General features: G+C 44.6%; 18 protein-coding genes. 8 read left to right on the forward strand and 10 right to left on the reverse strand.

Annotated features, from left to right (window positions below; genetic code table 11):
• The first annotated feature begins 131 nt into the window (after positions 1 to 131).
• The 4 genes from glgX to FLM53_RS23165 all read left to right on the forward strand — a co-directional run bounded on the left by glgX (position 132) and on the right by FLM53_RS23165 (position 6351).
• On the forward strand, positions 132 to 2105 hold the full coding sequence (glgX, locus tag FLM53_RS23150) for a glycogen debranching protein GlgX (RefSeq protein WP_176679226.1): 1974 nt from the start codon (positions 132 to 134) through the stop codon (positions 2103 to 2105).
• Positions 2106 to 2358: 253 nt separating this feature from the next.
• Positions 2359 to 4101: a diguanylate cyclase domain-containing protein gene (locus FLM53_RS23155; RefSeq protein WP_176680056.1), complete on the forward strand. Its 1743-nt coding sequence runs from the start codon at positions 2359 to 2361 to the stop codon at positions 4099 to 4101.
• A gap of 151 nt (positions 4102 to 4252) precedes the next feature.
• Entirely contained in the window at positions 4253 to 4978 is a 726-nt protein-coding gene (locus tag FLM53_RS23160; protein WP_176679225.1) for a tRNA (adenine(22)-N(1))-methyltransferase TrmK, read from the forward strand.
• 135 nt (positions 4979 to 5113) lie between these two features.
• Positions 5114 to 6351, forward strand: a protein-coding gene (locus FLM53_RS23165) for an IS3 family transposase (RefSeq protein WP_176679224.1) whose coding sequence is annotated in 2 segments (ribosomal slippage) — positions 5114 to 5486 and positions 5486 to 6351 — 1239 coding nt in all. Because the reading frame shifts where the segments join, the coding sequence is not laid out codon by codon here.
• A gap of 54 nt (positions 6352 to 6405) precedes the next feature.
• Here the strand turns inward: FLM53_RS23165 and FLM53_RS23170 are convergent.
• Positions 6406 to 7350, reverse strand: a complete 945-nt coding sequence (locus FLM53_RS23170; protein WP_176679223.1) for an acyltransferase — start codon at positions 7348 to 7350, stop codon at positions 6406 to 6408.
• 339 nt (positions 7351 to 7689) lie between these two features.
• On the opposite strand from FLM53_RS23170, the gene FLM53_RS23175 reads away from it, so the two are divergent.
• From FLM53_RS23175 to FLM53_RS23185, 3 genes are all read left to right on the forward strand, one after another.
• Complete coding sequence (locus FLM53_RS23175) at positions 7690 to 8493, forward strand: ferredoxin--NADP reductase (RefSeq protein ID WP_176679222.1); 804 nt, start codon at positions 7690 to 7692, stop codon at positions 8491 to 8493.
• 62 nt (positions 8494 to 8555) lie between these two features.
• Positions 8556 to 8888 carry a DUF1971 domain-containing protein gene (locus FLM53_RS23180; protein WP_048660978.1) on the forward strand — a complete coding sequence of 111 codons (333 nt, stop codon included), beginning with the start codon at positions 8556 to 8558 and terminating at the stop codon, positions 8886 to 8888.
• 222 nt (positions 8889 to 9110) lie between these two features.
• On the forward strand, positions 9111 to 10106 hold the full coding sequence (locus FLM53_RS23185; RefSeq protein WP_176679221.1) for a 2-hydroxyacid dehydrogenase: 996 nt from the start codon (positions 9111 to 9113) through the stop codon (positions 10104 to 10106).
• 100 nt (positions 10107 to 10206) lie between these two features.
• Here FLM53_RS23185 and FLM53_RS23190 read toward each other — a convergent pair whose 3' ends face one another.
• The 3 genes from FLM53_RS23190 to FLM53_RS23200 form a co-directional block, all read right to left on the reverse strand.
• Positions 10207 to 11079, reverse strand: coding sequence for a patatin family protein (locus FLM53_RS23190; protein WP_176679220.1), 873 nt, complete (start codon positions 11077 to 11079; stop codon positions 10207 to 10209).
• Positions 11080 to 11296: 217 nt separating this feature from the next.
• Positions 11297 to 12748, reverse strand: coding sequence for a catalase (locus FLM53_RS23195; RefSeq protein ID WP_123309551.1), 1452 nt, complete (start codon positions 12746 to 12748; stop codon positions 11297 to 11299).
• A 288-nt stretch (positions 12749 to 13036) separates the two neighbouring features.
• Positions 13037 to 14209 (reverse strand): glycerate kinase, encoded by a 1173-nt coding sequence (locus tag FLM53_RS23200; RefSeq protein ID WP_176679219.1) that lies wholly within the window; start codon positions 14207 to 14209, stop codon positions 13037 to 13039.
• Positions 14210 to 14491: 282 nt separating this feature from the next.
• Here FLM53_RS23200 and FLM53_RS23205 point away from each other — a divergent pair, with 282 nt between their 5' ends.
• Positions 14492 to 14701, forward strand: coding sequence for a hypothetical protein (locus FLM53_RS23205; RefSeq protein WP_017092753.1), 210 nt, complete (start codon positions 14492 to 14494; stop codon positions 14699 to 14701).
• Between the two features lie 162 nt (positions 14702 to 14863).
• Here the strand turns inward: FLM53_RS23205 and FLM53_RS23210 are convergent, their stop codons facing one another.
• From FLM53_RS23210 to FLM53_RS23235, 6 genes are all read right to left on the reverse strand, one after another.
• Entirely contained in the window at positions 14864 to 15745 is an 882-nt protein-coding gene (locus FLM53_RS23210; protein WP_176679218.1) for an L-ribulose-5-phosphate 3-epimerase, read from the reverse strand.
• 8 nt (positions 15746 to 15753) lie between these two features.
• Complete coding sequence (locus tag FLM53_RS23215; protein WP_009845897.1) at positions 15754 to 16401, reverse strand: 3-keto-L-gulonate-6-phosphate decarboxylase UlaD; 648 nt, start codon at positions 16399 to 16401, stop codon at positions 15754 to 15756.
• A 4-nt stretch (positions 16402 to 16405) separates the two neighbouring features.
• Positions 16406 to 17227 carry a pyridoxal phosphatase gene (locus FLM53_RS23220; protein ID WP_176679217.1) on the reverse strand — a complete coding sequence of 274 codons (822 nt, stop codon included), beginning with the start codon at positions 17225 to 17227 and terminating at the stop codon, positions 16406 to 16408.
• Between the two features lie 111 nt (positions 17228 to 17338).
• Positions 17339 to 18037, reverse strand: a complete 699-nt coding sequence (locus FLM53_RS23225; protein WP_176679216.1) for an L-ribulose-5-phosphate 4-epimerase — start codon at positions 18035 to 18037, stop codon at positions 17339 to 17341.
• A gap of 10 nt (positions 18038 to 18047) precedes the next feature.
• Positions 18048 to 18515, reverse strand: a complete 468-nt coding sequence (locus FLM53_RS23230) for a PTS sugar transporter subunit IIA (protein WP_019827025.1) — start codon at positions 18513 to 18515, stop codon at positions 18048 to 18050.
• A 65-nt stretch (positions 18516 to 18580) separates the two neighbouring features.
• Complete coding sequence (locus FLM53_RS23235) at positions 18581 to 20419, reverse strand: PTS ascorbate-specific subunit IIBC (protein WP_176679215.1); 1839 nt, start codon at positions 20417 to 20419, stop codon at positions 18581 to 18583.
• Between the last annotated feature and the right edge of the window lie 62 nt (positions 20420 to 20481).

A 20481-nucleotide genomic window follows, 5' to 3' on the forward strand; every position in this document is an offset into this window, starting at 1 on the left:
TATATAATTTGAACTTCATCGATGAATTATTTTTTTAACCGTAATTATTCTGTGAAGTTGCTTGACCTTACTGTGACAAAGCTTTTTACTTATAGTTCACTGATGTTGATAAACGAACAAGAAATCAAGCAATGACTAGAACGCTCGCTCGCCCTTATCCGCTAGGCGCAACGCTAGGTAACACTGGCTGCAACTTCTCAATTTATTCTCCTGACTGTAAATCTCTCTCTCTCGCTCTTTTTGATGAGAACGATGAATTCACTACTTATAAATTGGAAAATGAATACGCTGATATCAGATATGTATTTATTGAAGGTATTAAAGCAGGACAAAAATACGGTTTCATTGCAGAAACAGACAATGGCCCTATCCTACTTTCAGACCCGTACGCGAAAGCAATAAGCGAACCGCTCGATTACGTTACGCCCTATAGCAATGAGAAGAGCTTTGCGATGGCGAAATGTGTCGTTGTCGATGACACCTTCGATTGGCAAGACGTGGAAAAGCCGCGAATTAGCCGTGAAGAGACCGTTCTATTTGAAACCCATGTAAAAGGTTTATCTCAACTTCATCCAGAAGTAGAGACCAATACTAAAGGCCGTTACTTGGGATTAGTCAGTCCTGAAATGCTTGCGTTTTACAAACAGCAAAACATCAACTCTCTACAACTTTTACCTATTGCAGCATGTATGCACGAACCTCACTTATTGGATATGGGGAAAGTAAACTACTGGGGCTACAACCCATATTTGTTCATGGTGCCAGACCCTCGCTATGCAGAGAAAGACGCGGTTACTGAACTTAAGACTGCGATTCGTGAGCTGCACCGCAATGGTATCGAAGTCATTCTCGACGTTGTCTACAACCACACAGCTGAAGGTGGTGAAGGCGGTACAACCTTCAACCTAAAAGCGTTAGATAGCCGCTACTACATCAAACATGGTTGTCATTACGCGAACTTCACAGGTTGTGGCAATACAGTCGACCTCACCCATCAACCTGCACTCAACTTAGTCATGGATACGCTTCGTTACTGGGTAAGTGAATTCCAAGTCGACGGCTTCCGTTTTGATTTGGCCGCGACACTAGGACGCGAAGGTGACAACTACAATCCTGAGGCTGCTTTCTTTAAAGCCGTTGCTCAAGATCCTGTACTCAAAGAAACCAAGCTCATCGCAGAACCGTGGGATATTGGTCCTAATGGTTATCAAGTGGGTAATTTCCCTCTAGGTTGGAATGAATGTAACGACAAGCTTAGAGACATCACTCGTAGCTTCTGGCGTGGTGACCAAGGCTACTTGAAAGAGTTTGCGACTCGCCTAATGGGTTCACGTGACATCTACAGCGCTGCGCACTGGCCATACAAACTGACCGTTAACTACATTACTTACCATGACGGCTTCACCATGCAAGATCTTGTTTCGTACAAGCATAAGCACAATGAAGAAAATGGTGAAAACAACCGCGATGGGCACGGTGACAACCGCTCTGAAAACTACGGTGTAGAGGGCGAGACCGAAAACCTATTGGTTATTGCAACCCGTGAAAAGCAGAAGCGTAACTTCATGGCGAGCCTACTGTTTGCTTTCGGTATTCCGCATATCCTGACAGCAGACGTGTTATCCCATACTCAAAAGGGTAACAACAACGCATACTGCCAAGATGGGGAGACGAGTTGGCTTAACTGGGAAGACTCTGAGCGAAAAACGTATTTCAAGACTTGGCTATCGGAAATGATTTCTGCTCGTCAACAATACATGGTGCCATTTATTAAGGCATTCAGTGGCGAAAAACGTAACTCTAACCGCATCTTCTGGAGCCGTGTCGATGGCACACTGATGGAACATGATGATTGGAACCGTTTAAGCTCGGTAGCACTACACTTGGGAATTGGCAAAGACGGTGACGAGTTGATTTATCTCATCAACCAAACCAACGCCCCTGCACGCTTCGCATTACCTAAGGATCGCGATCAAAACTGGGTGACCATTTGTGATACAAACCTGAGAAATGTAAAACCGGGTCATGCTGAAGGTGAAATGCTGTTATCGCCAACGTCGATGGCTATTTTGCATTATTCGCCAAGTAAGACTGAGTCAATCTAAGTTAAAAGCTAAGTCAGCTCAATAAAACACCAAAAATCATAAAAGCCAGTTATGTTTGTAGCTGGCTTTTTTGTTAGCTGAATATCACAAAACTCATTCTTTTATATGGAATTATTTGCATTGCTGTGATTAAGAAAACTGTTTAGTATGGCCGTACTATAAAAATGAATCTATTACGTCTTTGGATATCATGGCTTTACCTAAAACACTTATCCGGCTTTTCAAACCATACATACTCTTATTAACCGGAGGAATGCTTTACCTAGCGGCAGCTCAATTAGAAAAAGTAGAGACTGCAGCAACCAACCAATCATCATCAAATATCCGCATTGCTAGCTCCACTATTCGTTCCAATATCGAAGCGGTATTTGGCAAGCTTTACTTCCTAGAAACCAGCCTAGGTTTACCTCAAGCCACCAGCTTTGATGACAAAAAATTCCGCGAACTCAGCGATAATATTCTAAAAAGAACACCTAACTTCTCTGACATCATTCGATACCAACCTCAATCTCAAAACTATATTTCCACTCGAGGCCTGCCTCTATCAAATGAACAGATATCAACAATACAGTGGCATTCAATAGACAGTGTTGTTGAAGACTTCTATATCTCTTCCGTTTACCAAAAGGCAGATGGTCGTTGGGTATTCGCCGTTAAGCACACTGCCGAAAGGTTGAATGAGGAAATATGGATTGAGTTTGATCTTCTGCACACCACGCAAGGCTTAAGAGATTTAAAGACCCTTAACCATGGTTATGTGTTCGTGGTGGATAGAGCAACAGAACGACTGGTTTTTCACCCTGACCCGAAACGTATCGGCTCTAAGTCCATCAGCTATCATGCAGGAATCAGCCATCAACTCTCACTCGGTGAAACCGTCGGTAAACACGAATACTACTATCAAGATAACTTCAAAATATCGGTATTTGACGCTGACAACAGCTTGAACTGGGTATTCATCGCAGGCACTGATCGCCATGACATCCTAACCAGCTCGCACCAATTTACATTAACGGGCGTGGTGCTTGGCTCCCTGCTTCTGTTATGGATTGGCGCAAACTATCTGGCTTACCGTTTAAACGTCTCTTTGTCTCGACTGAATAAAGTGGAAGATCTTGCTAGCTTTAAGCGGAAGTTGAAATCCATCTTAGATAGCTTTACCTATCATAAAGGCATCCAATTCTGTCTGTATCAGCCTGAGAGCCACTCATTCAGTACCATCGACTACCACGGAAACAAGTCAACGGTGTATTGTGATGATGCCTTAGCGGAGCGCTTTGCCCCAGACACCATGGCTTACAGAAACGGAAAGTACGCCGACCCACTGGCGCGTAAACTCAAAATACACCAACGTCATTACTGCATTCCTTTGTACTCTCGTAAACAGTTGATCGCGGTGATTTACCTAAACGCTAACTTACCGATCAGTCAGAGCATTCTACGAATGATCAGAGATTACACCGAAGTCTCGTTATCTAACTTGCTGCTTCAACATCAATTAAGCAGTAAAGACCTGATGACACAGTTAGACAATAAAAGCAGTTTCAACATTGCGGTCGAGAACTACGTAAACGAGCCCGACACCTATGTCGCTTTGCTTGATATTGACAACTTTGACCACGTAAACCGAGCTTACGGTGAAGCGGTTGGTGACAAGATGATCAAGCTGACTGCAGAAGCGCTACGTTCTTACTTCCCTAAACCAAAAGGACTTTGTTTAGCTCGTATTGGAGGTAAAGAATTTGCCGTCTTGTTCAAAGCGAATGATGCCAAAGATGCTAAATTCCAACTGGATCAATGCCGACTTGGTGTTGCGGAGAAAACCATTGTGACTCCAGACATCACATTGTCGTTGGGCGTCAGTGTCGGGTTCTCGCACATAGAAGGCGAACGTGATTCTGCTTTGGCACTCGCGGAACAAGCCAAACTGATTGCCCAGCAGCTTGGTAAAAATCGAGTGGAAGGTCATATCAGAGCTGTCGCTAAAGCATCATAGACACGAGCTAATACACTCGTATCACAATTGGTACGATACCGAGAACAACAAAGCACCTAGGATTCATACCCTAGGTGCTTTTGTTTTTATGGAAAGTCATTACAATGCGCGTTCAACACGACAATACCCCTTTTCTAACGACACGAGCCTTATGAAGCTAAGTAACCGACTGCAAACTCTCCATTCCCTTGTCAGCAATGACTACCAACATATTTGGGACTGTTGCTGTGATCACGGCTTCTTGGGTGTTCAATTACTGTCGGATAACAAAGCCCCTCAGATTCACTTTGTCGATATCGTCCCGTCTCTGATGAATGAATTGGAAGGCAAGCTAACTCGTTACTTTCCCCAAGGTGAAACAGTAGAGCAAAAGGTCGCTAGCCAATGGCAAGTTTACTGCCTAGATGTCGCAGCGATTCCATTGGAAAAGCACACTGGAAGACATCTAGTCATTATTGCAGGTGTGGGTGGCGATCTAACTCAGAAATTAGTCGATGATATTCACCGTCAACACCCTGACAAAGCGATCGATTTCTTGCTGTGCCCTGTGCATCAGCAATTCGAATTGAGAAGCCATTTAAAGTCGCTCAATTTCGGCCTTATTGATGAAGTGTTGATTGAAGAGAACCGCCGCTACTACGAAATTTTATTGGTCAGCAATAACTACTCAGGCGAAGCTGAAAAGAGCCGATCGGTTAGTGAGATATCAAATGTGGGTGACAAAATCTGGGTACCGAGTTGTGATGAACAAATGAAGGTATCTCAGCAGTACAAAGCCAAAACGCTGCAGCACTACTTACGTATTCATCAAGGCCAAGAGAAGCAAGGTAAGCCCAGTGAAGTTAAACACATCATCGATGCTTACCAAGCCATTTAATGGTAGTAAGTACTAACTTTCTCGCTTACCTCTAGTAACCCTAATTCAATAAAAAAGCCGATAGTTCAATGAGCTATCGGCTTTTTTTTAATGTTTGTCTCGTCCTGAAATGTGTTTACACATTGAGGACGAATTATGACTACTTCAAATAATACCTACGTTAAGCGCACTCAGCGTGATTACACACTAGGCTTTAAATTACAGGTCGTCGCCGCTGTAGAAAGAGGCGATATGACATATAAACAAGCCCAAACCATTTATGGTATCCAAGGCCGTTCAACCGTTTTAACCTGGCTTCGAAAGCACGGTAAGATGAATTGGGCGCAAAATCCAAGGATGAATGTCATGAGCCAATCACCTAAGCCTAAAGAATCGCCTGCACAGAAAATAAAACGTCTTGAAAAAGAGTTGGAAGACGAAAAAATCAAGAACCTCTTCTTAAATAGAGTGGTTGATATCCTTGATGCTGAGCACGGAACCAGTCTCAGAAAAAAGTATCTAGCCAAGGAGCCAGAAGCCTTCAAAAGCAAGAAGGAATAAGTCTAGTTCGAGTATGTAGGCTTTGCGGCATAACAAGGCAGAGTGTTTATCAACGAGAAAAGCGAGCTCATCACCGTCGGTTAGAGCTTAAACCGATTAAAAAAATGGTGTTGGATATTAGGCGCTATATGCCTCGGGTTGGTACTAGGAAGCTCTATTTTTTAATAAAACCCAGACTACAAGAACAAGGTATCAAGTTAGGCCGAGATGCGCTTTTCAACTACTTACGCGCTGAGCGATTGTTGGTAAGACCTAAGCGTAGTTTTACAAAAACGACCAATAGTCGGCATTGGATGAAGAAACACCCGAACTTATTAAAGGACTACAAGCCATGTAGTCCAGAGAGTGTGTTGGTGAGCGATATAACCTATGTTCAATCTGATGAAGGAGTTCACTACCTATCATTGGTTACAGATGCTTTTAGCCGAAAAATAATGGGTTATGAGCTGAGTAATGAAATGAAAGCGACGGATGTCGTGAAAGCGCTAGATATGGCTATCAAAGAGCGTCGATATCATCATTCTTGTATCCATCATTCAGATCGTGGTCTACAGTATTGCTCAGGTGTATATCAAGATAAACTGAAAACTAGCGGCATAATGCCTTCGATGACAGATGGTTATGATTGCTACCAAAATGCCTTAGCAGAAAGAATAAACGGGATCCTGAAACAAGAGTTCTTACTTGATAGGTGTAAGAGTCTTGAGGAGCTTAAACGACTAGTAAAAGAGTCTATCAATATCTATAACAATATGAGGCCGCACCTCAGTCTCATGATGAAAACTCCAAATGAGGTGCATGAAAAAAGCCAACAGCTGGCGCTGTTGGCTTAGTAGAAATACTGTCAACGTATTTTAGGACGAGACAGTTGTCGCTTTGAATTGAGCTTACTGCTCTTGTTTCTTATGAGCCGCATCAGGCTGCTCAATCGTTTCAACCTCAGAGGGCGTATCAACCCCGTAAACCGTATCAAGATAAGCATCTTTCTCTTTCCACGTGTTGTTTAACCAACTGTGGAAGCGACGTTTAAACGCTTTATCTTCAAAGTAATTACCGTTTACGTTCTCGTCCATCGGGTGCAATTTAATACGCACCACAACCTTGGTCATTTTGCCTTTCAGCATATCTTCAAATGGAGACACTTGGTTTTCAGGGTAAGCCAATGTGACATCCACAATGCCATCTAAAATTGGTCCCATTGCAGATAGAGCAAACGCCACACCGCCGGTTTTCGGCTTCAATAGGTGTCGGTAAGGGGTTTTCGCTGTCGCCAGTTTGTCGTGGTTAGCACGCGTACCTTCGACAAAGTTAACCAATGTTGTCGGCGCTAGCTTGAACTTAGTACACGCTTTGTTGATTGCATCGAAATCATCATTACGACGCTCTGGGTTGCGTAGCAAAAACTCGCGTGAGTGACGTCGCATGAACGGCATATCTAAGCCCCAGCAGGCCAAGCCAACAAAAGGCACGTACAGCAGTTCGTGCTTAAGGAAGAACTTCGTCATCGGCATCTTGTCTTTCAAGATAGAGGACAAAATCACAATATCCGCCCAGCTCAGGTGGTTCGACATCATCAAATACCACTGTTTGGTCGAGATATCTTCCCCGCCTTCCACTTGCCACTCGATGTCATTATTCACATTTAACATCCAAAGATTGAGCGAAGCCCAACACCAGAATGTGAAGTTAGCTAAACGAGTACACGACTTTTGTACAACAGAGATTGGCAGAATCAGTTTGATGAGGCCAAAGAAGCTCACGGTAAACGCAGTCATTGCGGTATTGATGGTCACGAACAACACGTTCAAGGCCATACGAAGATTATCAAGCATAAAACACGGCTATATTGAGATCGAAAGCCGCCATTATACGCATCTACAAATTATTCTCTTTAGTTATTAGTGCAATACTTCAGGGGTCAAACCACTCTGCAGACTTTGCTAAAGCTCGGCTCTAGATCCCCTAAAACAACGCCCCACGCAAACAAAAAATACACATTCGAGTCGTTTGGACTTATTTATGAAGGTGTCTTTTTGACACAATAACAATTAATTTCAACCGCCAAGCCAGTATTGATAAGCATTCTCATTATTGGCATGCTACATGCAACTCCAAAGTGTAAATAGTTGAGTATCCTTAATGAGATAACTTCTCTTCTTAAAGGTGATGATATGGCAGATATTCCTCATGGTTTGGTAACCGGAAAAGTCCTACACAAGACAGAATGGACAGATCAATTGTTCTCACTCCGAGTCAGTGCTCCTGTCTCCCCTTATCAGGCTGGTCAGTTCACGAAGCTCGGTTTGCTAAACAGTGAAGATGAATTCGTGAGACGTGCTTATTCCATGGTTAATGCGCCGGAACATGAGCAAGGTCATCAGCATCTAGAGTTTTTGATTATTAAGGATCAAAACGGTCAGCTCTCTCCTCAGCTTCATGAATTGAAGGTAGGCGATGACATCTTTGTCGGCAAAGACCCAAGCGGCTTCATGACATTGGATGAGATCCCAGAGATCGCCGACGATCTATGGATGCTTTCAACCGGAACCGCGGTTGGTCCATTCATCTCAATGCTCGAAAGCATGCAGATCCAACAACTGAATGGATTGGCTTCAGACAAAGCCTCTTCATTCAAAAATCTGATTTTGGTACATGCCGTAAGAACAGAACAAGACCTGACTTATCGAGACCGTATCACTCAACTCGTCGATCACTTTCAAGGGAAACTTAAATATGTGCCAATTATTTCTAGAGAATCTGTCACCGGAACTTTGCGCGGACGAATCCCAAGCTTGTTACTTGGAGGCGACCTTGAGCAAGCCGCGTCTGTCGCTTTCAATCAAACCCGCAGTTTCTTCTACCTTTGCGGCAATCCGCAAATGGTTCGTGACACAAGTGAAGCGCTAACCAGCTTAGGTTTCGAAAAGCACTTACGTAGAAAGCCTGGTCAATTCAGTAGTGAGAACTATTGGTAAAGATTGCTCACCTACGACATAGAAGTACCCATTTCAAAGAACAGTCAGATAAGAGGTTTTATATGAGTCATTTACGTATTCCGTCACACTGGAAAATCCAACGTTCAACACCGTTTTTCACCAAAGACAACATCCCAGCAGCACTGCTTAACCATCACAATACGGCAGAAGGTGTATTCGGCCAGATTTGCGTAATGGAAGGCACTGTCACCTTCTATGGTTTTGCTGATGCAGAAGCAACAGAACCAGAAAATGTTATCACGATTGAAGCCGGACAATTTGCCACTAGTCCACCTCAATATTGGCATCGAGTGGAATTGAGTGACGACGCACAATTCAACATTAACTTCTGGTCAGAGAAAGAGACCAAGAAGATGTTCAACACTCGAAAGTAAGATCCATTCGATATTGATGAACTTACAAGCAAGCTACTTCGTAATGTGATTTTTAGTGTTCAATAAGTAAAGATAAAAGACCAAATAACCATAGTAATTACAATGACTAATGGTGATAGACAAGAGAAAAAAACTCTTGCACACTGAACAAAGCTGTTAATTTTAACCCCTTATCAAATAAACATAATTGGGGTGTTCATTTTTTAGGTAAGAGAGGAAGCCATGCTCAACATTGCTTTTTTTAGCTCAAAATCATACGACGAAAAATCATTCAACCTAGCGAAAGGCGAACTCAACGCTGAGTTTCATTTCCATGATTTTCGCCTCACCACAACTACAGCGAAAATGGCGCACGACAACGAAGTGGTGTGTGCATTTGTAAACGACGATCTATCACGAGACGTGCTAGAAATTCTTGCACAAGGCGGCACAAAGCTGATTGCAATGCGCTGTGCAGGCTTTGATAAAGTCGACCTAGACGCCGCCAAAGAGTTTGGCCTGCAAGTGGTTCGCGTTCCTGCTTATTCACCAGAATCGGTAGCAGAGCACACAGTCGGCATGATGATGTGTTTGAACCGTAAACTGCACAAGGCATACCAACGCACTCGTGATGCGAACTTCTCCCTTGAAGGCTTGGTAGGCTTTAACTTCCACGGTAAAACCGTTGGTGTGATTGGTTCAGGTAAGATTGGTCTAGCGACAATGCGCATTCTGAAAGGTTTGGGCATGAACATCCTATGTTACGACCCGTATCCAAATCCATTAGCCGTTGAACTAGGTGCTAAATACGTGGAACTGGATGAGCTTTATCAAGAGTCTGATGTGATTTCTCTACACTGTCCGATGAGCAAAGAGAACTACCATCTATTAGATGCGACTGCATTTGAGAAAATGAAAGATGGCGTGATGATCGTTAACACTAGCCGCGGTGAACTGTTAGATTCAACCGCAGCAATCGAAGCACTGAAACAGAGCAAGATCGGCGCGCTTGGCCTTGATGTTTACGACAATGAGAAAGAGCTATTCTTCCAAGACAAGTCTAACGATGTGATTGTCGATGACGTATTCCGTCGCCTATCTGCTTGCCACAACGTGCTGTTTACAGGCCACCAAGCTTTCTTGACCAAAGATGCTCTGTTCAACATTGCCAATACAACGCTAACCAGCGTTGACGCTTTCTTTGCAGGCAACACCAGCGGCAACGAACTTGTAGAATAACAAGCTAGATTAATCACAGACTGCTGTCTAAAATATAAAGCCACGCGAGTTCTTGATGAACGGCGTGGCTTTTTGGTTTATGCCAATATAAAAAACAGAACTAGATGCAGAAGTGGCAATCCTCGATGCCTAATCCGTAGGTACCTTTTCGAATAGCCAGATGCTCTTCTCCGGCCTTCACGCCCATCTCATAACCTGCATCCAAGATGCTTTGATCCATAGTTAAACGCTTGACCGCGAACGATTCAGGTGGCGCGATCACCTTGATGGTCGCATCTTTTGGCGGATTACGAATGAATTCTAAAGACTGGTTGTAGTTTTCAGCACGTACCGCCATCGACTCCGCAATGTTCGGGAATTTCTTTAACAGTTTTTTCAGCATCCACTGATACTTCTGCGGCTTCATTCGGTAGCTAAGTGGGTGAGAAAGAATCACGGTAATATCGCGCGCGCCACGGCGATAAGCTTCGCGAACTGGAATCGAATCCGCGACACCACCATCGGTATAACAACCGCCAGAGAAGCACGGAGTTTCACGATAAGCGATAGGTAAAGCCGTTGTTGCTTCAACCACATTAGACAGGTTTTCTGGCTTAATGCGATAATAATCGGCACTGCCTGTATCCACATTCGTCACAGCGGCAATCAGTGGGATACTTGAAAACATCTCACCACAATCAAGCGGGTAGCGTTGGTTTGATTCATTCCAGAGCCACTTCACGTCCACCAAGTTACCACCCTTGGCAAAACGAGCAGGGTTGAAGAAGGTTTTATCGGTCGCCATCGTGGTGATCACGTTGTAGCTGCGTTTGGGCGCTTGAGATAAGTAACCAACCAAATTGGACACGCCCGCAGATACGCCAATGGCAAAATCATAAGGACGGAAATCGTCTTCCATAAAGGCGTCTAACACTCCGGCAGCGAAGATACCTCTCATTGCCCCACCTTCAACGATTAATGCGCTTTTACTCATCTCAAACTCTACTACTTTATAAACTGATAGCCGTAGGATAATCCCGTCCATCTTATAAAGATAATGGGATAGATTTATCAATTCGATAGGCAAAAACTATTAATATAAATAAACTCATTTTCCAATGATTTAGGGTGATTTGATGAGCCGCGAGATCAAAAAAGGCCATTGAGTGATTCACTCAACGGCCTTTCATTTAACTAATCAAGTTTGTTGATTACGACTTAAATTCGCTTACATCGATTTCAAGCAGTTTGCCAATGCCTTCGCCGTATGCTGGGTCGGCTTTGTAACAGTGTCTTAAGTGACGCAGTTGAATCTCTTTAGGCACGCCGCCTAGGTTGCGAGCTGTGTTATCAAACAGAATCGCTTGTTTTTCTGGTGTCATCAGACGGAATAGGTCACCCGGTTGTGAGAAGTAATCTTCATCTTCGCGGTGATCCCAGTGCGCTGCCGCACCATCCAAGTTCAATGCTGGTTCTGCAAAGTCTGGCTGCTCTGCCCATTGGCCTTCGTTGTTTGGCTCATAGCCTAGTGTGCTACCAAAGTTACCGTCAACACGCATCGCACCATCACGGTGGTAGCTGTGTACAGGGCAACGAGGTGCGTTCACTGGGATATGCTGATGGTTAACACCTAAACGGTAGCGCTGTGCATCACCGTAAGCAAACAGGCGACCTTGCAGCATCTTGTCTGGTGAGAAGCTGATACCCGGAACCACGTTTGCAGGGTTGAATGCAGACTGCTCAACTTCAGCGAAGAAGTTTTGCGGGTTACGGTTCAATTCAAACTCACCGACTTCAATCAATGGGTAATCTGCGTGTGGCCAGATCTTAGTTAGATCAAATGGGTTGTATGGTACTTTCGCCGCGTCCGCTTCTGGCATCACTTGTACTTTCAGTGTCCATTTAGGGAAGTCTTGGTTATCGATGCTGTCTAGCAGATCACGTTGGTGACTTTCGCGGTCATCACCGATCACTTGTGCCGCTTCTGCATCCGACAAGTTCTTAATACCTTGCTGAGATTTGAAGTGGAACTTAACCCAGAAACGTTCGTTGTCTGCGTTAATAAAGCTGAATGTGTGGCTACCAAAACCGTGCATATGGCGGTAAGTCGCAGGGATACCACGGTCACTCATCACAATGGTGATTTGGTGAAGCGCTTCAGGTAGAGAGGTCCAGAAATCCCAGTTGTTCTTTGCGCTGCGCATATTAGTGCGCGGGTCGCGTTTCACGGCATGGTTTAGATCTGGGAATTTAAGAGGGTCACGTAAGAAGAACACGGGCGTGTTGTTACCTACCATGTCCCAGTTACCTTCTTCGGTATAGAACTTCAATGCAAAACCACGAATATCACGCTCTGCATCAGCCGCGCCGCGCTCGCCCGCAACTGTCGTAAAACGTGCAAACAAGTCGGTTTTTTTACCCACTTCAGAGAACAGTTTTGCCTTGGTGTACTTTGTGATGTCGTGTGTAACGGTAAATGTGCCATAAGCACCTGAGCCTTTCGCGTGCATACGACGCTCAGGTATCACTTCGCGGTCAAAGTGGGCCAACTTCTCCAAAAACCAAACATCTTGAAGAAGTTGTGGGCCACGTTTGCCCGCAGTTTGAACATTCTGGTTATGAGCAACAGGACAACCCGCAGCTGTAGTTAGTTTTTTACTCATCATCAATTCCTTATTACCATTTAGGTACAGCATCTTTGCTGCACCTTCACTTCTGTATGGTGGTTATTCATCAGACAAAACCACGCAGCAATTAAGGATATAGAATAAGCCTGACTCAAAGTAAAATATAATCGTTTGTAATTATCGTTATCATGGATAAAACCTATCGAATTAATGATCTAAATCATAATCATTCAATATTGATAATAATATTTAGAATATAATAATCATGAACTTACATGACTTCATGAACTAGTTCCAAGGTTCTCCCTTTTTCATCATAACTCACTAATTTTGCGATATTTTGTGACCTAACCGTAAAGTCGCAGCGATATTTCTTGCCGTTCTCGTTAAGTTAAGCTCCGCCTCTTGTAATACTTTTCCTAAAGTTTGTGGCGATCTTACGGTCCCGAACAAGCTGCTCATTTCACCGTAAAGCGCTTCGACTTCAGTGCCTAATGACCCGGCAATCCCTATAGTCGGAATACCTTGCAAGCTCGCACGTTTAGCAATGCCATAAGGTGTTTTACCTTGCAGGGTTTGGTTGTCCATTTGGCCTTCGCCGGTAATCACGAGGTCTGCGCCTTTCAACACTTCATCGGCTTGTAAAACATCGAGAACCATCTCAATTCCAGGTTTAATCTGCATATTGAATAGCAAACCAAGTCCCATCGGCGTACCACCAGCCGCGCCATAACCCGTGCACTTGTGAACGGGTTCATCGCCACTAACACAACCTTGTGCTTCAGCTACTTGAGCAAAGTTCGCAAGCGCTTTATCCAGCGTCACAACTTGTTCTGGACTTGCCCCTTTTTGTGGGCCGAATATATGGCTGGCACCATTTTCACCACACAGCGGATTATCGACATCGCACGCGACGATTAACTCGATATCAACACAGCGTGAATCTAGATCAGTAAGGTCAATAGATGCTAACTCCGCTAGCGCAGCGCCACCTCGATTAAGATCTTGCCCTGCATTATCTAACAGTGTCCCACCTAACGCTTGCACAATACCCGCTCCACCATCGTTGGTCGCGCTGCCGCCTAATCCAAGGATGATGGTTTGAGCGCCCTGTTCTATCGCTTCTAATATCAGTTGCCCAGTACCGAAAGAAGAGGCAACCAAAGGGTCACGCTGGTCTGGCGTCAGTAAATCCAATCCAGATGCGGCAGCAATTTCAATCAGTGCGGTTTTGTTAGGGCTACGCGCTGACTGTTCAAGCATTGCCCATTCTGCGTTTACAAGTTCACCCAGTGGCCCTTCTACTTGGTGGGTTCGCTTCAGCCCCGCTAAACCTTGCAGCAACACATCGACAGTACCTTCACCGCCATCGGCTAAAGGCAAGGTCACATAGTCAGCGTCAGGGAAGATTTCACGAAAGCCCTTTTCAATACACGCCGCCACCGATACCGCCGATAAGGATTCTTTAAACGAGTCTGGTGCAATAACAATTTTCATACTGATAAATCCAAAGGAATAATAATTTTGATAGGTTGCCGATCCAAAAATGCCCCTATGTCAGATTAGCAAGCCAATCAAGCAATAGGGGCAGTATATAAAGGAATTAGTAGACTCATCACGTTGCAGAGATTGAACCACCCAGTTTGTGAGAGAGATCGACTACTTACATATTGGAATCATAGTTTGAGAACATCGACCGAAACTTTAGGCTTGGTAGAGTAGAGTTAAATAAATCGATAATGATATAGTCCACCAAAATCAAATACCTTGGACACGACCATGCATTCTAGCGACATCATCAAATTGGCAAATTTAGGCGTTAATATCGAAATTTCAAAAGACTCTTCATTGCATCCTTCTGATGCGTTAGAAGTGGTAAAGATTGTTGCTGAAATCGGTAGCCAAATCATCATCAAGAAGAAGTACCACACGGACTATCTCATTCAGATGGCTGAAGTAGGTCGTGATCATGTGACGATCGCTGTTTAAACGCAGCCACTATTTCGACATTGACAGAACCTCAGCTTCAAAAATTTAGAGCGACATGTTGATATAAAAATGCAGCATATTGGGGGCAATATGCTGCATTTTCTCTTTTCGTTAGGAACATGGAGAACGCAAAGAGAAACTCGTTAAGCATTCTAAGTAGAGCTAGTGGTCAAACAACATCGGAACACCCGTTTGAACACATACTTCATTCAAGCGTTTTTGTGCCGTGAGTATATTCTCTTTCCAGCGTTCATCTTGAGCCCACATCTCGATCACGAGTGGTACAACGCACTCAGTCTCTTTCAACGTTTCAAAAATGGCATTGAAGTCAACTTCACCATCACCAATCACTAAGTCTCGGAATTGCCCTTTGTACTCGTCAGTCACTTTATACGTGTCTTTGAGATGGATCTGAGTGATATGAGGCTTACTCAGTTTTAGCTCAGTCACTATGTCGTAATTCCAACCAGAGATATTGCCCACATCCGGATACGCCGTGAAATACGGTGAATTAACTTCGCGACTCAGCACTTCGAACTTACTCAAAGAGTTCAGGTAATCAGTATCCATGATTTCCACAGCAAGCATTACGCCCGATCTTTCAGCCAACTGCGCCGAAAGCTTCATGCCTTCAATGAACCTCTGGTGAGTCACTTTATCAGCAGGCTCGTAGTAAACGTCATAGCCAGCCAGCTGGACGGTACGAATACCCAATTTGTAAGCCAACGAGATAGCCTTCTCCATATGGATAACCGCTTGTTCACGAATCGCCGGATCTGCTGAACCGAATGGGAACTTACGATGTGCGCTTAAACACATGGATTGCAGTGGTACACCATGCTTTTCACACAGGCGACGTAAGGCATACACTTCTTCGTCATTCCAATCTAAGCGGCTGCGGCGCTCGTCTGATTCATCTACCGATATCTCAAGAAAATCAAAGCCGAGTTCTTTGGTTGTTGCTAGCTTATCTTCCCAGCTAAGTTCGTTAGGTAGAGCCTTTTCATAAAGCCCTACACGGTGGCGTAACAAGTTTTGATACATAACGCCTCCTAGTTCCAGTAGCGATCGATCTGAGCTTTTAGTGCTTCTGCTGTTTCTTTACCTTTGTCACCCGCAAGTGCGCGACCCGCAATAAAGGTTTTCGCTTTAATGCCTTCAAATAGGTAAAGGTCTTCAGGCACGATGCCACCTGTGATAGATAGCTCGATGCCCATTTCAGACAATGCACGCATTTTCACAAGATCTTCTTCTGTCCAACCTACACCCGCTAATTCAGCGTCACGAGAACGGTGATAAATCGCTTGTGAAATACCTAGGTCGACCCAAGATTGAGCGTCATCCATTGTCCAATTTCCGTAAATTTCGATTTGGATTTCACCGTTAAATTCGTCAGCGACTTTCTTACATGCACCAATGGTTGCGATGTGTGCAGCTGCAGAAACTGTTATCCAATCAGCGCCGGCTTCGAATGCCATGCGAGCCAAAATAGCGCCACCATCTGTTGTTTTCATATCGCACACAAGGATATGGTCTGGGTGATTCTTACGAAGCGTAGAAACCGCCGTCATCCCTTCTGCAAACGCCAAAATAGTGCCCACTTCAATCACATCAACGAAGCTTTCAACGTTGTTTGCTACTTCAATTGCGGCAGGAAGATTTGTTTGGTCTAGGGCGATCTGAATCATTGGTTTAGTCATGTTGTTATCCTTTAATTTGTTCACGTATTAGACGGGCTAAGCCATCATGGTTGTTATCTGTTAAGCACACGCATTGAACGTGTGATTTGACGATGTCATCAGCATTGAGCATCGCTACGCCTAATCCGGCGTACTTGAGCATGGATATGTCGTTGTGGTTATCACCGACAGCTATGACGTCGGCGGCTTGATAACCCAGGTCTGCTATGTATTCAGCAAGGCGTAGGCCCTTACTGTTACCTTTCGCAGCAAAATCTATTCGGTTTGACCAAGAACGTTCTCCGTTGAAGTTCTCTTCTATCCATGGGTGTTGCATTAAACGGTCTACTGAGTCTTGGCTGCCTTCCACCACAAACTTCCAAACGTGTTCGGCTTGCTGAGCCGCTTCAGTGAATGACTCCACTTGGTATATTTGAGGTCTGTGTTGCTCCGGTGCGGTTTCCGCCCAGCTTTCCAACGCCAGCATGTAAGCAAACGGGTTGTACTGTGAGTACGTCATCGCATGTGTGATGTACATGACCATTTTGAGTTGAAACTCGTCAGCCATATCGATGAAGGTAAGCGCCTTATCTTTCTCTATGGCGTTTTGAGTCAGTACCGTTTCAGTCTGATAGTCATAAACATAAGTGCCGTTACAGCAGATGATTGGCGTACCTAACCCCAATTCGTAGTAGTAAGGTCGCGCAGCTGTGTGGTGTCGACCTGTAACAATCACGACATGACAACTTTGTTTGGCTTCTTGAATCGCCTTTTTTACCTCTGGATGAATCGTGTGATCATCCTTTAACACGGTTCCATCGAGATCTAACGCCAGCACTTTATACATAGAGTCTTCTCACTTATTCCCTAAAATCAGGCCTAATCAATATTGAAACTACTTAGAATCGAAACTCGTTAAACGGCTTACTTAAACGACTTGTTTAAACGAAAAACCGATTTACTGTTGGCCGTAATAAGCATTTTCACCATGCTTACGCAGGTAGTGTTTGTCTGACAGCTCTGGCTGAATTTTGATGCCGCTGTTCAAGGTGCGCGTTGCCAATGCCATTGCAGACACTTCCTCTAGCACCACCGCGTTATGAACGGCGTCATTAGCGTCTTTACCCCAAGAAAATGGCGCATGTCCTGCGACAATCACACTTGGAACTGCCATAGGATCAATTCGGCGCTGCTGGAACTCTTCAATGATCACAAGGCCGGTATTTTTCTCGTACTTTTCAGAGATTTCAGAGTGAGATAAACGACGAGTACACGGAATATCACCGTAGAAGTAGTCTGCATGAGTAGTGCCCAACGCTGGAATGTCGATACCGGCTTGCGCCCAAATCGTGGCACTGCGTGAATGCGTGTGAACAATGCCCTTCACTTCAGGGAAAGCTTTGTACAGCTCTAAGTGAGTCGCAGTGTCACTTGAAGGGTTAAGCTTCCCTTCAACAATGTTGCCTTCTAGATCGACGACGACCATATCTTCAGCGGTCATGTCGCAGTACTCGACACCCGATGGTTTAATGGCTATTACGCCGTTAGCACGGTCAAACTCAGAGACGTTTCCCCAAGTGAAAGTCACCAAACCGTATTTCGGAAGTTGCAAATTGGCTTCTAAAACACGTTGTTTCAATTGGCTATATTTAGACATCGTTGCCTCCTTACGCCGCTTCCGCTTGAAGCAATGCAGCATCAATTAAACGCGCCACTTCTTCTGGGCTTTTGCATGCACGAAGTTTCGAGAAGTCTTCATCGAATTCAATCAAGTTCGCCACTTGCATGGTGCCTTCGATATGCTCTTCTGAGTCTTTACCTGCCAACGTGATCAACACATCAACAGGCTCATCAACACCTTCAAACATGATTGGTGTTTCAAGCACAGTTAGCGCAAACCCAGTACGAATAACACCGTCTTCAGGGCGGCAATGCGGCAGTGCGAACGCATCGTGAATACAGATATAAGGGCCTTCTTCACCAATCGCTTTGGTAATCGCGTCGTAGTAACGCTCTTCTGCAATCCCCGCTTTCACCAATGCATCAGTCCCAAGCTTGATCGCCGCTTTCCAGTCAGCCGCTTTAGCGTTGAGTAGGATAGAGTTGTTCTGGATAAGAGATTCTTTTAGGTTCATGTTATTGCTCACTTATATAATTGTTTTTATTGGCTCAGTAGCGCTATGCCACTGAGCCATTTTCATTATTTGTGGAAGTTATTCTCGATGATGGAAACCAGCTCGTCGCCGAAGGTTTTCACCATAATCATGTTCTTCACTGCTAACTGTTGTTTACCTTCAGGAAGCCCCGTAATCTTCGCTGCAAGAGCAACCGAAGTAACGATGATGTCGAATGAGCCAAGGTGCGATTTGTAATCGGTGATGGCACTGTTGAATGTCGTGCTTGGGATGCCTTTCTTGTCCAAGTACTCTTTGATTTTCTTAGAGCACATCATTGAAGAACCTTGCCCAGAACCACAGCACACTAAGACGCGAACGGGTTTCTGATCAGCTGCTGGCGACACTCGATTTTCTGATTTTGTAGAAGCAGCCGTTGCAGAAGCCGATGGTGCCTCAGCGGTCGCTGTCGATTGTTGTGGTACCGCAACTTCAACCTCAATGCCTTCAGGCGTTACTGCCGTCATTGTTTCAGCAGCAGCTTCTGCGTCTTCTTCAGCTCGTAGTTGCTTAGAGGCGAAGTACATGTAGATGCCAGCCAATGCCAAAATCACAAAGAAGAACATGCTAGAACTTGAGATACCTTGCATGATTGGTGGGAATACCAGAGCCCAGTCAGCCATGCCCATCCAGCCATTAAACTCAGTACCTGATTGAGCGAAGATATGGATTGCCCAAGCAGAGCCAACCACTTCGATGATGCCCATCACGAAACAGATCTTCATCACCGCTTTCCAGCCACCAAAGTGGTTAGCAAACACGCCGATGGTTGCGTTCGAGAAGAACATTGGGATAAAGCCAGGGATGATCATGATTGGTGCGTCGAACGCGAGCATTGCAAGCACTGCCGTGAATTGACCCACTGCACCCCACATGAAACCGAATACCATTGCGTTCGGTGAGTAGGCATAAATTGCCGCACAATCGATTGCTAAAACAGCGTTTGGAATAAGACGTTGTGAGATACCGTTAAAGGCCTCAGACAATTCAGCTACGAACATACGAACGCCAGTTACGATAACTTGAATCGCTACTGCGAATTTCAAACCCGTTTCGAAAATGTAGATAAGCCAGTGAGTCTTGCCTGCCATGTCTTGAAGGTTATCAAGACCGAACGAAAGAAGAATAATGCCGAAGAAGCCAGTCATCACTAACGTTGTTGCAGCGATACTGTCGTGGAAAATGTGTAACCACTTAGGCAGTTTGATGTGGTCAACACTGTCGTTCTTGTCGCCAAGCTTCGGTGCAACCTTGGTGGCTACCCATGAAGCAAACTGTTGTTGGTGACCAATCGAGAAACCCGCCCCGCCAGTGACTTCTTGAGTCGGCTTGAACATGATGTTTGACGAAATACCCCAGTACAACGCCATCAATATTGCAGAGTAAATGATGGTTTCCCACATACTTGCGCCAAGCACGAAGTAGAAAACAGCAATAAGGCCAGCTTGCTGGAACATGATATGTCCAGTCAGCATGATGGTTCTGATACCCGTAATACGACGGAAGGCAACAAGAAGAATGTTCAGCCCAAGTGCCAGTAATACTGCATACCCAACCCAAGAGTAATTGTCGCCCATGGTTTCCATGGTAGACATCATGGAGGTGTACGGGTCAATCACCGACCCCGTCAATCCATGTATTTCACTCATTTTTTCAATAACTGGTTTGAAACCCGCTACCAATGTTCCCGCACCTACCTGCACTATCATGAAACCAACGATGGTTTTTATAGAGCCGGAGATAACAGTTGTTGCGTCACGTTTTAAAAGGATGTAGCCGAGACAAGTAACAAGACCGAGTAGCAACGGTGCTTTGGTCATTACCTGACTGTAAAAAATATAGAAAATATCATATAAGAATTCCATATCTTTACCCCTGGTTAGTTTTTAATTTTAATGATTTGTAGGATGTGATGATTCTAAGTTTT

This window comes from Vibrio sp. Scap24 (genome assembly GCF_013394185.1).
Lineage (GTDB): Bacteria > Pseudomonadota > Gammaproteobacteria > Enterobacterales > Vibrionaceae > Vibrio > Vibrio pomeroyi.

Excerpts from the sequence above, each read along its gene's own strand:
- glgX (WP_176679226.1), top strand. The coding sequence starts at position 132 with ATGACTAGAACGCTCGCTCGCCCTTATCCGCTAGGCGCAACGCTAGGT.
- FLM53_RS23155 (WP_176680056.1), top strand. The coding sequence starts at position 2,359 with ATGCTTTACCTAGCGGCAGCTCAATTAGAAAAAGTAGAGACTGCAGCA.
- FLM53_RS23160 (WP_176679225.1), top strand. The coding sequence starts at position 4,253 with ATGAAGCTAAGTAACCGACTGCAAACTCTCCATTCCCTTGTCAGCAAT.
- FLM53_RS23170 (WP_176679223.1), bottom strand. The coding sequence starts at position 7,350 with ATGCTTGATAATCTTCGTATGGCCTTGAACGTGTTGTTCGTGACCATC.
- FLM53_RS23175 (WP_176679222.1), top strand. The coding sequence starts at position 7,690 with ATGGCAGATATTCCTCATGGTTTGGTAACCGGAAAAGTCCTACACAAG.
- FLM53_RS23180 (WP_048660978.1), top strand. The coding sequence starts at position 8,556 with ATGAGTCATTTACGTATTCCGTCACACTGGAAAATCCAACGTTCAACA.
- FLM53_RS23185 (WP_176679221.1), top strand. The coding sequence starts at position 9,111 with ATGCTCAACATTGCTTTTTTTAGCTCAAAATCATACGACGAAAAATCA.
- FLM53_RS23190 (WP_176679220.1), bottom strand. The coding sequence starts at position 11,079 with ATGAGTAAAAGCGCATTAATCGTTGAAGGTGGGGCAATGAGAGGTATC.
- FLM53_RS23195 (WP_123309551.1), bottom strand. The coding sequence starts at position 12,748 with ATGAGTAAAAAACTAACTACAGCTGCGGGTTGTCCTGTTGCTCATAAC.
- FLM53_RS23200 (WP_176679219.1), bottom strand. The coding sequence starts at position 14,209 with ATGAAAATTGTTATTGCACCAGACTCGTTTAAAGAATCCTTATCGGCG.
- FLM53_RS23205 (WP_017092753.1), top strand. The coding sequence starts at position 14,492 with ATGCATTCTAGCGACATCATCAAATTGGCAAATTTAGGCGTTAATATC.
- FLM53_RS23210 (WP_176679218.1), bottom strand. The coding sequence starts at position 15,745 with ATGTATCAAAACTTGTTACGCCACCGTGTAGGGCTTTATGAAAAGGCT.
- FLM53_RS23215 (WP_009845897.1), bottom strand. The coding sequence starts at position 16,401 with ATGACTAAACCAATGATTCAGATCGCCCTAGACCAAACAAATCTTCCT.
- FLM53_RS23220 (WP_176679217.1), bottom strand. The coding sequence starts at position 17,227 with ATGTATAAAGTGCTGGCGTTAGATCTCGATGGAACCGTGTTAAAGGAT.
- FLM53_RS23225 (WP_176679216.1), bottom strand. The coding sequence starts at position 18,037 with ATGTCTAAATATAGCCAATTGAAACAACGTGTTTTAGAAGCCAATTTG.
- FLM53_RS23230 (WP_019827025.1), bottom strand. The coding sequence starts at position 18,515 with ATGAACCTAAAAGAATCTCTTATCCAGAACAACTCTATCCTACTCAAC.
- FLM53_RS23235 (WP_176679215.1), bottom strand. The coding sequence starts at position 20,419 with ATGGAATTCTTATATGATATTTTCTATATTTTTTACAGTCAGGTAATG.